At 71.8% G+C, this 13,321-nt stretch carries 9 protein-coding genes; 8 read left to right on the top strand and 1 reads right to left on the bottom strand.

Features of this window, described 5'->3' with window-relative positions; all coding sequences use genetic code 11:
• Positions 1 to 34 precede the first annotated feature (34 nt).
• Genes ACESM1_RS16505 through ACESM1_RS16530 form a run of 6 tightly spaced genes read left to right on the top strand, consistent with a single transcriptional unit; the run spans position 35 to position 6,284 of the window.
• Positions 35 to 1,576: a flippase gene (locus tag ACESM1_RS16505; protein ID WP_372621857.1), complete on the top strand. Its 1,542-nt coding sequence runs from the start codon at positions 35 to 37 to the stop codon at positions 1,574 to 1,576.
• Entirely contained in the window at positions 1,576 to 2,622 is a 1,047-nt protein-coding gene (locus tag ACESM1_RS16510; protein WP_372621858.1) for a glycosyltransferase family 4 protein, read from the top strand. Before ACESM1_RS16505 ends, ACESM1_RS16510 begins: the two co-directional genes overlap by 1 nt.
• Entirely contained in the window at positions 2,619 to 3,740 is a 1,122-nt protein-coding gene (locus tag ACESM1_RS16515) for a glycosyltransferase (protein WP_372621859.1), read from the top strand. The genes ACESM1_RS16510 and ACESM1_RS16515 overlap by 4 nt, the downstream gene beginning before the upstream one ends.
• The gene (locus tag ACESM1_RS16520) at positions 3,737 to 4,615 is read left to right on the top strand and encodes a glycosyltransferase family 2 protein (protein ID WP_372621861.1); all 879 of its coding nucleotides are present in this window, start codon (positions 3,737 to 3,739) and stop codon (positions 4,613 to 4,615) included. The genes ACESM1_RS16515 and ACESM1_RS16520 overlap by 4 nt, the downstream gene beginning before the upstream one ends.
• Positions 4,615 to 5,487 carry a glycosyltransferase family 2 protein gene (locus ACESM1_RS16525; RefSeq protein WP_372621862.1) on the top strand — a complete coding sequence of 291 codons (873 nt, stop codon included), beginning with the start codon at positions 4,615 to 4,617 and terminating at the stop codon, positions 5,485 to 5,487. The genes ACESM1_RS16520 and ACESM1_RS16525 overlap by 1 nt, the downstream gene beginning before the upstream one ends.
• On the top strand, positions 5,487 to 6,284 hold the full coding sequence (locus ACESM1_RS16530; RefSeq protein WP_372621864.1) for a YdcF family protein: 798 nt from the start codon (positions 5,487 to 5,489) through the stop codon (positions 6,282 to 6,284). The genes ACESM1_RS16525 and ACESM1_RS16530 overlap by 1 nt, the downstream gene beginning before the upstream one ends.
• A 1-nt stretch (position 6,285) precedes the next feature.
• Here ACESM1_RS16530 and ACESM1_RS16535 read toward each other — a convergent pair whose 3' ends face one another.
• Positions 6,286 to 7,839: an ArnT family glycosyltransferase gene (locus ACESM1_RS16535; protein ID WP_372621866.1), complete on the bottom strand. Its 1,554-nt coding sequence runs from the start codon at positions 7,837 to 7,839 to the stop codon at positions 6,286 to 6,288.
• A gap of 149 nt (positions 7,840 to 7,988) precedes the next feature.
• On the opposite strand from ACESM1_RS16535, the gene ACESM1_RS16540 reads away from it, so the two are divergent.
• Together ACESM1_RS16540 and ACESM1_RS16545 are read left to right on the top strand one after the other, a co-directional pair.
• Positions 7,989 to 8,747, top strand: coding sequence for an SDR family NAD(P)-dependent oxidoreductase (locus ACESM1_RS16540; protein ID WP_372621868.1), 759 nt, complete (start codon positions 7,989 to 7,991; stop codon positions 8,745 to 8,747).
• Between the two features lie 226 nt (positions 8,748 to 8,973).
• Positions 8,974 to 13,293 carry a choice-of-anchor I family protein gene (locus tag ACESM1_RS16545; RefSeq protein ID WP_372621870.1) on the top strand — a complete coding sequence of 1,440 codons (4,320 nt, stop codon included), beginning with the start codon at positions 8,974 to 8,976 and terminating at the stop codon, positions 13,291 to 13,293.
• Positions 13,294 to 13,321: the final 28 nt, after the last annotated feature.

Consider the following 13,321-nt stretch of genomic DNA (forward strand, 5'->3'; position numbering starts at 1 on the left):
ACGGCCCGCCCCTGCCGGCGGGCCCAAGGCGAGAATGTCCCAGCTCATGGCCGAGACGGCCGAACAACGCGCCTCCGGGGGGCGGCTGCTCTCCGGGACGCTGTGGAATGCTGCCGGCCGCGGGCTGCCGCTGCTGCTGGCGCTCGCGCTGACGCCGGTGCTGGTGCACCAGATGGGGATCGAGCGCTGGGGGCTGTTCACCCTGGCGCTGGCCCTGGTTGGCGTGTTCGGCGTGTTCGACCTTGGCCTCGGCGCGGCGCTGACCCGCGCGCTGGCGGCGCGCATCGGCAAGGGCGAGCGGGCCGGCTCGACGGAACTTGCAGGCGCGGCGCTGACGGCGCTGGCGCTGGTCGGTGCAGGGGTTGCGGCGGTGGCGTTCCTCTTCGTCCCCTTCCTGGTGCAACGGCTGCTGAACACGCCGCCGGAGTTGCAGGCGGAGGCCGTCACCGCCTTCCGCCTGCTCTGCCTGGCGACGCCGCTGGTGGTGCTGAACGCCGCGCTTTGGGGCACGCTGGCGGCCTATCAGCGCTTCCGCGCGGCCAACCTGATCACCATCCCGGTCTCCACCTTCTACTATCTCGGCCCGGTGCTGGTGCTGTTCGTCTGGCAGAGCCTGGTGGGCGTGATCCTGGTGCTGCTGGCGGCGCGGCTGGCGAACACCGTCTGCTATTTCTGGCTGGCGCGGCGCGACCTGCCGGGGCTCGGGCCCGCCCTGCCCCGCTGGGCCTCCGTCGCGCCGCTGCTGCGCATGGGCGGCTGGATGAGCGCATCGGGCATCCTGACGCAGGCACTGCTCTATGCCGACCGCTTCCTGGTCGGCGCCCTGCTGACACTCTCGGCGGTGGCCTTCTACGCGACGCCGCTCGATCTTGTGATGCGCATGTGGATCCTGCCGGTGGCGGTGGCGCAGGCGATGCTGCCGGCGATGGCTTCGGCCTATGCGACGCATGCGCCGATGACGGCGGGGCTGCTGAGGCGCGGCGCGCTGCTGGCGATGGCGGCGGTGCTGCCGGCCTGCCTGCTGTTGGTGGCGCTCGGGCCGGAGTTGCTGCGGCTGTGGCTCGGCGCCGAGTTCGCGGCCGGCGGCGGACGGGTGCTGCAGATCCTGGCGGTCGGCATCTTCTTCTCCTGCACCGCCTTCGCTCCGGGCGCGCTGCTGGACGCGATCGGGCGGCCGGACGTGAACGCCAAGTGGCAGCTTGCCCAGGCGGCGGTGTTCCTGCCGCTCTCGGCGGTCGGCCTGCTGTGGCTCGGCATCGAGGGCGCGGCGGCGGCCTGGGCACTGCGCTGCGCGACCGATGCCGCGGGGCGGCTGTGGTTCGTCGCGCGGCTCTACCCGGCGGCGCGCGAGACGGCGCGCGACCTGGCGCTGCCGTTGCTGGCCGGCGGCGCGGGGCTGGCCGCGCTGCTGGCCTTCGACGCGGCGGCGCCGCTACTGGCGGTGGCCGTGCTGGCGCTCGGCGGCTTCGGGGTCGCCGCCACGCTGGCGATGACCACGGCCGAGCGGCGCGAGGCGCGTTTCCTGCTGCGCCGTCCCTGGCGGATCCGCGCCGTGCTGAAGGGCGAGCCGGCCTGATGCTCGCCGTGAATGGCCGCTTCCTGACTCAGAACGTCACCGGTGTGCAGCGCTTCGCCGCCGAGGTGACGCAGGCGATCGCGGCCACCGGCACGCCGCTTCGCCTGCTCGCGCCGCATGGCGCGCCGGACCGGCTGGGGAACGTGCCGGTGGAGCATGTCGGGCGACGGGTCGGGCAGAGCTGGGAGCAGCTCGACCTGCCGCGCGCCTCCGGCAGCCTGCCGCTGCTCAGCCTCGGCAACACCGCGCCGCTGCAATGCGGCGGGCCGCGTTTCGTGGTGATCCACGATGCCGGCGTGTTCGACACGCCGGAGAGCTATTCGCTCGGCTTCCGCGCCTGGTACCGCAGCCTGCACCTGGCGCTGCCGCGGCTCGGTGCGCGGATCGTCACCGTCTCCGGCTTCTCGCGTGCGCGGCTGGCGGGGCGGCTCAGGCTGGACCCGGCGCGCATCGCGGTGATGCCGGAGGGCGGCGAGCACATCCTGCGCGCGCCGGCCGATGCCGGCGTGCTGGCGAAGCACGGGCTGGCGCCGCGCGGCTACGCGCTGGCGGTGGGCACGCGGGCGGCGCACAAGAACCTGGCCGCGCTGCGCGAAGCGGCCGCCCTGCTGGCCTCGCGCGGCATGGTGCTGGCGGTCGCCGGCGCGGTGCAGGGCGGCGCATTCAGCGGCGCGGCGGATGCCGAGGGCAGCGGCGTGCGGCTGCTCGGCCGGGTCAGCGATGCGGAGCTGCGCGCGCTTTACGAGAACGCGCTCTGCCTGCTGTTCCCCTCGCGCTACGAGGGCTTCGGCATTCCGCCGCTGGAGGCGATGTGGTGCGGGTGCCCGGTGCTGGCGGCGCGAGCCGGCGCGGTGCCGGAGGTCTGCGGCGAGGCGGCGCTGTGGTTCGATGCCGAGGGCCCGGCGACGCCGGCTGCCGCGCTGACGCGCCTGCTCGACGAGCCGGGGCTGGCCGATGCGCTGCGCAGCGAGGGGCGCGCGCGCGCACAGCTGTATTCATGGGACGCAGCCGCGCGGCGGCTGCTGGACATCCTGGGAACGCGATGAAGATCGCCATCGTCCATGAGTGGCTGGACACCTATGCGGGGTCGGAGCGGGTGGTCGAGCAGATGCTCGAGCTGTTCCCCGAGGCCGACCTGTTCACCGTCTGTGACTTCATGCCGGAGGCCGAGCGCGGCTTCCTGCGCGGCAAGGTGCCGACCACCTCCTTCATCCAGCGCCTGCCACGCGCGCGGAAGTGGTTCCGCTACTATCTCGGGCTGATGCCGCTGGCGGTCGAGCAGTTCGATCTCTCGGAGTACGATCTGGTCCTGTCCTCCTCGCATGCGGTGGCGAAGGGCGTGCTGACCGGCCCCGCGACGCTGCATGTCAGCTACGTGCACAGCCCGATGCGCTATGCCTGGGATCTGCAGCACCAGTATCTCCGCCAGTCCGGCATGGACCGCGGCGTGAAGGGCGCGGCCACGCGCTGGCTGCTGGGGCGGTTGCGCGCCTGGGACCACGCCTCCGCCGCGCGGCCCGACGTGATCCTGGCGAACAGCGCCTGGATCGCCGAGCGCATCCGCAAGGCATGGCGGCGGGAGAGCACGGTGGTGCACCCGCCGGTGGACATCGAGGGCTTCCCCTTCCGCCCGGCGAAGGGCGAAGCCTATGTCATCGCATCCCGCCTGGTGCCGTACAAGCGCGTGGAGCTGGTGGCCGAGGCGTTCCGGGCCATGCCGGACCGGCAGCTGATCGTCATCGGCGATGGGCCCTCGATGCCGCGCCTGCGCGCGGCGGCGGCCGGCGCGACCAACATCGCCATCCGCGGCCGGCTGCCGCAGATGGAACTGGTGGCGCTGCTCCAATCCGCCCGCGCCTTCGTCTTCGCCGCGGAGGAGGATTTCGGCATCGGCATGGTTGAGGCGCAGGCCTGCGGCACGCCGCTCATCGCCTATGGCCGCGGCGGCGCCGCCGACATCGTGCAGGATGGCGCGACCGGCGTGCTGTTCGGCGCGCAAAGCGTCGAGGCGATCACCGACGCGGTGCGCCGCTTCGAGGCGCTGACGATCGCGCCCGAGGCCTGCCGCGCCAATGCGGAGCGGTTCTCGCGCGATGCCTTCCGCGCCAACCTGCTGCGCGAGGTGACTGCCGCCTGTGCGGCGCGGGGGATGCCGGCGCCGTGACGAGCTTCAGCCTGGTGATGGCCACGCGCGGCCGCACCGCCGAGATCGCCGAATTCATCGAAAGCCTGCTGGCGCAGGATCGCGCCGACGCCGAGCTGATCGTGGTGGACCAGAACGACGACGACCGGCTGACGGGTGTGCTCGCGCCCTATCGCGGCCGGCTTGCGCTGACGCATCTGCGCTCCTCGGTGGCGAACGCCAACCATGCGCGCAACCTCGGCCTGCGCGCGGCGCGCGGTCAAATCGTCGGCTTCCCGGACGATGACTGCCTCTATCCGCCAGGCCTGCTGGACCAGGTGGCCGCCGCCTTCGGGCGCGACCCGGCGCTGATGGTGCTGACCGGCCCCGCCGCGAGTCCCGCAGGCGGCCTCGGCTCCGGCCGCTGGCGGGCGGAGGGCGGGCCGATAGACGCCACCAACGTCTGGACCAGCGTCATCGAGTTCAACCTCTGGCTCCGCCGGCCGCTGGCGCTTGCCCTCGGCGGGTTCGACGAGGGGATGGGGCCGGGCACGCCGATCGGCTCGGCGGAGGGCAACGATCTGGTGCTGCGCGCCGTCGGGGCCGGCCATGCGGCGCGCTACGAGCCGGCGCTGCGCGTGGTGCATCCCGACAAGCGGCTGACCGAGGTGGCGGTGGCTCGCGCGCGGCTCTACGGGCGCGGCCTCGGCTTCGCGCTGCGCCGGCACCACGCCTCGCCCGGCATCTGCCTGCGCTTCGCGCTGCGCCCGCTCGGCGGCGCGGTGCTGAGCCTGCTGAAGGGAAGGCCGCGCGACGCTGCCTATTACGCGATGACGCTGCTCGGCCGCGCCGAAGGCTTCCTGCGCGCCGATGCGCGTGCCGGGCGCGTGCAGCCGGCGATCCAGGGCGACGCGTGATGCGGCTGGCGATCGGCATTGCCACGCGCGGCCGGGCGGCCGTTCTGGGCGAGGTGCTGGCGGACCTCGCGCAGCAGACGCGGCAGCCGGATCGAACCATCGTCTGCCATGTCGGGCCGGAGGACGTCGCGGCGTTGCCGGCGCGCTTTCCGCGCATCGAGTTCCTCACCGCGCCGGCGGGCCTGCCGCGCCAGCGCAACGCTATCCTCGACGCGGTGGCGGATTACGACGCGGTGCTGTTCCTGGACGATGATTTCCTTCCGCTGCCCGATTATCTCGGCGTGACCGAACGCGTCCTCGCGGCGCATCCCGACTGCGTCGTCACCACCGGCACGGTGATTGCGGATGGCGCCAAGGGGCCGGGAATCTCGGTCGAAGAGGGGCGCGCGATCCTCGCCGCGGACAGCTACGCCGGCGATCCGATTGCCGCCGCGCCACACTTCAACGGCTATGGCTGCAACATGGCGCTGCGCCTCGCCCCGATGCGCGCCCACGGCCTGCGCTTCGACGAGCAGCTGCCGCTCTATGGCTGGTACGAGGATCTCGACCTGACGCGGCGGCTCGGCGCGCATGGCAGCATCCTGCGGCTGGCGGGCGCGCGTGGCGTGCATCTCGGCACCAAGTCGGGCCGCGTGCCCGGCACCAAGCTCGGCTACAGCCAGGTGGCGAACGCCATCTACCTGGCGCGCAAGGGCTGCTATCCCTGGAACCGCGCGCTGCGCTCCGCCGCGCGGCACCTGGCGATGAACACCCTGCGCAGCCTGAAGCCGGAGCCGCATGTGGACCGCGCCGGCAGGCTGCGCGGCAATCTGATCGCGCTCGGCGACCTGCTGCGCGGGCGGATGCACCCCATGCGCGTGCTGGATCTGTGATGCAGGACGCGCTGTTCCTGGCATCGAAAGTCTTCTGGGCGGTGGCGCGGCCGAACACGCTGGCGCTGGTGCTCGCGCTGTTCGGCCTCGTGCTGGTCTGGCGCGGGCGGCGGTTCGGGCGCTGGCCGTTGGCGCTCGGGCTCGGCTGGTACGCGGCGGTGTTCGTCCTGCCGGTCTCGGCGCTGCTCACCCTGCCACTCGAGGCACGCTTCCCCCGGCCCGCCGCCCTGCCCGGCCCGGTCGCCGGTATCGTGGTGCTGGGCGGCGCGGTGGAGCAGCAACTGACCGAGGCGCACGGCATCCCTGCGCTGAACGGCGCCGCCGAGCGGATGACCGAGGCCGTCGCGCTCGCGCGCCGCCACCCCGAGGCGCGGCTGGTCTTCACCGGCGGCTCCGCCGCGCTGATTCCGGGCGGCCCGACCGAGGCCGACACCGCACGGCGCCTCTTCGCCGATCTCGGCGTGCCGGCCGGGCGCCTGACCTTCGAGCAGGAGAGCCGCAACACCCATGAGAACGCCGTGCTGACGCATCGCCTGGTGCGGCCGGGCGAAGGCGAAACCTGGCTCCTGGTGACCTCGGCGAGCCACATGCCGCGCGCCATGGGCAGCTTCCGGGCGGCCGGGTGGAACGTGACGGCCTGGCCGGTGAACTACACCACCGGCCGCGATCCCGGGCTGTGGTGGCAATGGCCGTTCCCGACGCGGCTCAACCAGGCGGAATGGGCGCTGCGCGAGTGGATCGGGCTGGCCGCCTACCGGATGATGGGTCGCACAGACGCGGTGTTCCCGGCGCCGTGATCTACCGCGCCCGGTAGATCTCCACCGGGCCGCGCGTTTCGGGGACGCTGGCGAAGAGCTCGTAGCCCTCGGCGACCGCGGCCATCACCTGCGCCGCGGCGGCGGGGCGCATGGTCTGCATCCAGCCGCGATCCACCACGATCACCCGGGGGCGGGCGGCCAGCACGCGGTCGAGCTCGGCCTCGGTGCTGGTGTCGGACAGATCCTCGAACACCCCGGTCAGGTGCGGCGGGAAGGGAAAGCGCGTGGCGGTGCGGACGCCGGCGATGACATAGACGCTGGCGTGGTAGTTGGCGATCAGCGCATCGCCGCCCGGCCCGGCGGCCCGCGCCACCTGCGCCGCGACCTTGCGCACCGGGTCGCGGTTCACCAGGCCGGGGCCGCGGTCGAAGCGATACTGCATCTCGAACAGCCACGCATCGGCGGCGATGATGCCGATGAGGCCGGCGAAGGCCGCCGGCGTCAGGCCGGGACGCGCGAACGCCACCGCCAGCCGGAAGGCGCCGGTTGCGGCCAGGATGGACAGCGAGGGCAGCCACAGCAGGAAATAGTGCGCGAAGTAGAAGCCGGGCGCGGAAATCGCGAGCGAGGCGACCACGAACCACAGCGCCGCGAAGGCCGTGAGCAGCGGCACCGGCTGCAACGCCTCGCGCGGTCGCCAGGCGACGAGCGCCACCAGCGCGAAGCCGAGGCCGAAGCCCACCAGCAGCGCCGCCGCGGTGATCCGGCGCATGGCCTCGGCGGGTTCGATGCGCTCCATCGCGTAGCGGAAGGGCGCGAGCAGCGAGCCATCGAGGTACTGATCAAGCCACCCTTGCGTCCAGTAAGCGAAGCCCGCCAGCGCGAAGGGCCCGGCACAGAGCGCGGCGTAGAGCGCGGCCATCCCCGCCAGCCGCCGCCAGGGCAGCAGCCCGCGCAGCAGCGCCGGCCCGACCAGCAGCGCAAAGGCCAGGCAGCCTTCCGGCGCCGCCACCTGCTTGATCAGCAGAGCGCAGCCGATGGGCAGCCCCATGGCGACGATCGCGCCGAAGCCGGGCGCCGCGCGCTCCGGTCCGAGCGCCCGCGCCGCGCCGCGCATGGCGATCGCCATGGCGGTGGCGACGAAAGGCGCCATCAGGATCTCGGTATTGGTGCAGATGCCGGTGAGCAGCACGGATTGCGCGGCGTAGAGCAGCCCGGCGCCCAGCCCGATCGCGCGCGGCGCCCCCACCCCGCGCGCCGCGGCGTAGAGCGCACAGGCGGTGACGGCGACGCAGATCAGCCCGAGCAGCCGAACCGCCTCGACCGAGACGCCGAACGCCAGGAAGGCGAGCGCCACCATCGCCGGGGCGCCGATCGGGTGCATGTCCCAGGCGGCGACCAGCGGCCAGCCGCCGTTCAGCCATTCCCGCGCCTGCACCATGTAGAGCCCCTCATCGGTGTCCACGACGGCGGGCACGAAGGAGGTGAGGCGCAGCAGGACGGCCGCCACGACCAGCAGAAGCAGCGCCGCCGCATCCTTCTGCCAGGGCGCGGTGCCGCGGGCGGCGAAGGATGCGGACGGAGATTCGGGCATGGCTCCTCGGGCGGACGCGGCCACGCCGCCGTGAAACCCTAAACCCTCGTTGCGCGCATCGCGCAAGCCCGCCAGGCGGCACACATCCGGCTCAACGGCGGCGGCAGCCCGGCCTATGCTGACCGGCAGAAGCAGGGTGGGAGGCGGGCATGCGGCTCGACGGGGCATCGGCAATCGTCACCGGCGGCGGCTCGGGGCTGGGCGCGGCCACGGCCGAGGCGCTGGCGCAGGCGGGTGCGAAGGTGGTGGTGCTCGACCTCGACCAGGCGAAGGCCGAGGCGGTGGCAAGCCGCATAGGCGGCACCGCCGTCGCCGGCGATGCGGCGGAGGAGGCGCCGCTTGTTCGCGCCGTCGACGCCGCGGGGGCGCTGGCGCCGCTGCGGATCGCGGTGGCCTGCGCCGGCATCGCCCCGGCCGCGCGGATCGTCGGCCGCAACGGGCCGCATGACCTCGCCCTGTTCGAGCGCGTGCTGCGCGTCAACCTGCTCGGCACCTGCAACCTGTTGCGCCTGGCCGCTGCGCGCATGACCACGAACGCCCCGCAGGAGAGCGGCGAGCGCGGGCTGGTGGTCTGCACCGCCTCCATCGCGGCGTATGAGGGGCAGATCGGCCAGGCGGCCTATGCCGCCTCCAAGGGCGGCGTGGTGGCGCTGACCTTGCCGGCGGCGCGCGAACTTGCGCGCTTCGGCGTGCGCGTCGTCACCATCGCGCCGGGCCTGTTCCACACGCCGATGATGGACGGCTTCCCGGCGGAGGTGCGCGAGGCGCTCGGGCGCCAGCCCCTCTTTCCGCAGCGCCTTGGCCGGCCGCAGGAATTCGCCGCCATGGTGCTGGCGATCGCCGCGACCCAGCTACTGAACGGCGAGACCATAAGGCTGGACGGGGCCTTGCGCCTGCCGCCGGCCTGAGGGCAGCCGGACAGAAATTGCGCATGCCGGCGGCATTTCTGGATGCCGCGTGCGGCATTTAACGGGCCCGAAACAATTTCGTCATCGGGGCTTCGCTCATTGCGTGGGAATCCCGCCCACGGATGGGTTAACGAATCGTCTGCACCCGCCGGCGCCGGCAAGCGCTGGTCGGGACGTGGTTTCGCGTCGTTCGCCGGTCCGCAACGCAAGCCGGCAGGAACACGCGATGTCGCTCTCGACCACCCCCACGAACGCCCACTACTTCCAGCCGATCGCCGCGCTTTCGCTGAGCGGCGCGGAGATCGCCGCGTTCGACCCGGGCACCGACCGGCTCTTCGTCACCTTCAGTGGCGGCCTGCAGGTGGTGGACCTGAGCAACCCGTCGGCACCGGCGCTGATCACCACGCTCGACCTGACGGCGGCGCCCTATGGCTTCGCGACCACCGATGTGACCTCGGTGGCGGTGAAGAACGGCATTGTCGCGGTGGCGCTGCCGAACGCCGACAAGGCATCCGACGGCCAGGTGGTGTTCCTCGACGCGGCGACCAATGCGTTGCTCGGCGCGGTGACGGTCGGCGTCCTGCCGGACAGCCTGACCTTCACCCCCGACGGCACCAAGGTGCTGACGGCGAACGAGGGCGAATACCTCGATGACGGCACGCCTGGCGGCAAGGGCTCGGTCTCGATCATCGACATCTCTGGCGGCGTTGGCGCGGCGACCGTGCAGACCGCCGGCTTCACCGCCTTCGACGGCCAGGAGGACGCGCTGCGCGCCGCCGGCGTGCGGATCTTCGCTGGCAATTCCGTCTCCGACGACGTCGAGCCCGAATACGTCGCCGTGTCGCCCGATGGCACCAAGGCGATGGTGACGCTGCAGGAGGCGAATGCGGTCGGCCTGCTCGACATCGCGACCGCGACCTTCACCGCCATCGTCCCGCTCGGCACCCAGGATTTCAGCGCGCTGCTGGCCGACTTCAGCGATCGCGACAGCGCCAGTGGCGGCGCCGCGATCAACCTCGCCACCGGCAACCCGGTGTCCGGGCTGTACATGCCGGATGCGATCGCCGCCTATGAGGCGGGCGGCCAGACCTATTACGTGATGGCGAACGAGGGCGATGACCGCGACGATTTCCTGAACCCGGACGAGACCATCCGGGTCGGCAGCGGTTCATACGACCTCGATGACGCCATCTTCCCGGACGAGGCGGTTCTGAAGACCAATGCGGAACTCGGCCGCCTGACCGTCTCCAATGCGCCGGGCCTGCGCGGCGACACCGACGGCGACGGGGACGTGGACCAGATCCTCGCCTATGGCGGCCGTTCCTTCACCATCCGCGACGCCGCGGGCGACATGGTGTTCGACAGCGGCGACTTCATGGAGCGCATCATCTCCAGCCAGTTCCCCGCACTGTTCGACGACGGCCGCAGCGACAACAAGGCAGGCGAGCCGGAGGGCGTGACCGTCGGCGAGATCGACGGCCGCATCTACGCCTTCGTCGGCCTCGAGCGTGCAGCTACGACCCTGGTGTTCGACGTCACCGACCCGCTGACCGTGACCTACACCGGCGTGGCGCAGAACCCCGGCGATCGCAACCCCGAAGGCACGCTGTTCATCTCCGCCGCCGACAGCCCGACCGGCCAGGCGCTCTACGTCTCCGCCAACGAGAGCAGCAACAACATCTCGGTCTTCGAGGCCTCTCCCAGCTTCACGCTGCAGCTGCTGCACTTCGCCGATGGCGAGGCCGGGCTGCTGGCCAGCCAGACCGCGCCCAACCTCGCCGCCCTGGTGGACGCCTTCGAGGACGACTTCGCCAATACGCTGATCCTGGCCGGCGGCGACAACTTCCTGCCGGGCCCCTTCCTGGCGGCCGGCACCGACAGCTCGGTTGCTGCACAACACAACAAGGGCAACAACCCCGGCGCCGCGGACATCGAGATCCACAACCGCATCGGCGTCGAGGCTTCGACGATCGGCAACCACGAGTTCGACCTCGGGACCAACGCCTTCTCCGACATCATCAACGACGCTGCCTTCCCCTATCTCTCCGCCAACCTCGACTTCTCGGCCGACGGCGCCATCAGCGGCCGCTATCAGGAGACGGTCGGCCTCGGCGGGCTCGAGGATGCCGCGGGATTGGCGCGCAAGATCGTGCCCTCCGCGGTGCTCAACAAGGGCGGCCAGCTCATCGGCCTGGTCGGCGCGACGACGCAGATCGTCGAGACGATCTCCTCCACCGGCGGCGTCGAGGTGAAGGGCTTCGCGGGCGACGGGAGCGAGGACAACGACATGGCGCTGCTCGCCTCGCAGCTGCAGATCGTGATCGACGATCTGCGCGACCAGGGCGTGAACAAGATCATCCTGATGGCGCATCTCCAGCAGATCGCCTTCGAGGTCGCGCTGGCGCCGCTGCTGGAGGGCGTGGACATCATCCTCGCCGCCGGCTCCAACACGCGGCTCGGCGACGCGAACGACGTGCCGGTGGCCTTCCCGGGCCATGGGGCGGATTTCGCCGACAGCTACCCGCTGCTCGCCACCGGCGCCGATGGCGGCACCACGCTGATCGTCAACACCGACAACGAGTTCACCTATCTCGGCCGCCTCGTCGTGGAGTTCGACGGCGAGGGCAACATCATCCCCGGCTCGCTCGACGAGGACGTCAACGGCGCCTATGCGGCGACCGCCGCGAACGTCGCCGCGGCCTGGGGCGTGGACGAGGCCGACCTCGCCACCACCGCCTTCGCGGAAGGCACCAAGGGCGAGCAGGTGGCCGACATCACCGAGGCCGTGCAGGCGGTGATCGATGCGAAGGACGGCGAGGTCTGGGGCTACACCAACGTCTACCTCGAAGGTGAGCGCAACCAGGTCCGCAACCAGGAGACCAACCTCGGCAACATCACCGCCGACGCCAACCTGCTCGCCGCGCAGGAGGCGCTCGGGGATGGCGTGCTGGTGGGCTCGCTGAAGAATGGCGGCGGCATCCGGGCGCAGATCGGCGCAGTGGACGTAGTCACCGGTGACAAGGAGCCGCCGCTGGCCAACCCCGGCGCCGGCAAGCCGGCAGGCGGCGTCTCGACCCTCGACATCGAGAACTCGCTGCGCTTCAACAACCTGCTGATGGTATTCGACACCGATGCGGCGGGGATCAAGGCGATCCTCGAGCATGGCGTCGCCTCGCTCGGCGGCCAGGGCCGCTTCCCGCAGATCGGCGGGCTCAGCTTCTCCTACGACCCTGACAACGCGGCCGGCTCGCGGGTTCTGAACGTCGCGGTGATCGACGAGGCCGGGCGGATCCTCGCCCGGATCGTCGAGAACGGCGCGGTCAGCCCCGAGGCGCCGGCCACGATCAGCATGGTCACGCTGAGCTTCCTCGCCAATGGCGGCGACGGCTACCCGATCAAGGCGAACGGCTCGAACTTCCGCTTCCTGCTCGATGACGGCACGCTCAGCGCACCGCTGGACGAAGCCTTGAGCTTCACCGATGCGGCCAACATCCCGGCCAATGCAGTCGGCGAGCAGCAGGCGATGAAGGACTTCATGGCCGCCAACCACGCGACGCCGGCCGAGGCCTACAGCGAGCCGGAAACGCCGGCCTCGGGCGACACGCGCATCCAGGAACTCAACGTCCGGGCCGATGCCGTGCTCGACGGCTACACGCTGACCGGCACGGTGCAGGCCGACAGCATCGAAGGCACGCTTGGCGACGACAGCATCTTCGGCTTCGTCCGCGATGACGTCCTCACGGGTCTGGCCGGTGCGGACACGCTGGACGGCGGCGCAGGACGGGATGAGCTGGACGGAGGCGGCGGCAACGACATGCTGGCCGGCGGCGTCGGCGCCGACACGCTGGATGGCGGCAGCGGCGACGACACGATGGAAGGCGGGCTGGGCGGCGATGCCTATCTCGTCGACTCCGCCGGCGACCTGGTGGTCGAGCTTGGCCGGGGCGGCCAGGACACGGTGTTCAGCAGCCTGGCGAGCTACACCCTGCCCGATCTGGTCGAACAGCTCGTCCTCCAGGACGACGCCCTCGCGGGGACCGGCAACGGCAGGGCCAATCTCCTGGTCGGCAACACACTCGACAACACGCTCGAGGGTGGCCTCGGCGCCGATACGCTTACCGGCGGCGAGGGCGACGACCTGCTGAGCGGCGGCATCGGCTTCGACCGGCTCGAGGGCGGGACGGGCGACGACACGCTGGTGGGCGGCCGCCAGGCCGACACGCTCAGCGGCGGCGAGGGCAACGACGTGTTCCGCTTGGAGCAGGAGCGCGACAGCGGCGCGACCGGCACCGATCTCATCGACGGCTTCGTCCGCGGCGAGGACCGGATCGAGCTGGCCTTCGACGCGAACCGCCTGCTGCCGGGCATCCAGGACTTCGCCTTCACCACCCTGCCCTTCATCCCCTTCTCCCCCGGCCTGCTGCGGGTGGAGCTGGTGGCGCCGGACACCGTGATGGTGCTGGGCAATACCGACGCGGATGAGGATGCCGAGTTCGCGCTCATGGTCCGCGGCGTCACCACGCTGGACGCATCGGACTTCATCTGATGCGACGCGGCGGGCGGGGCGGACCCCG

This window comes from Falsiroseomonas sp., from assembly GCF_041690465.1.
Classification (GTDB): Bacteria; Pseudomonadota; Alphaproteobacteria; order Acetobacterales; family Acetobacteraceae; genus Falsiroseomonas.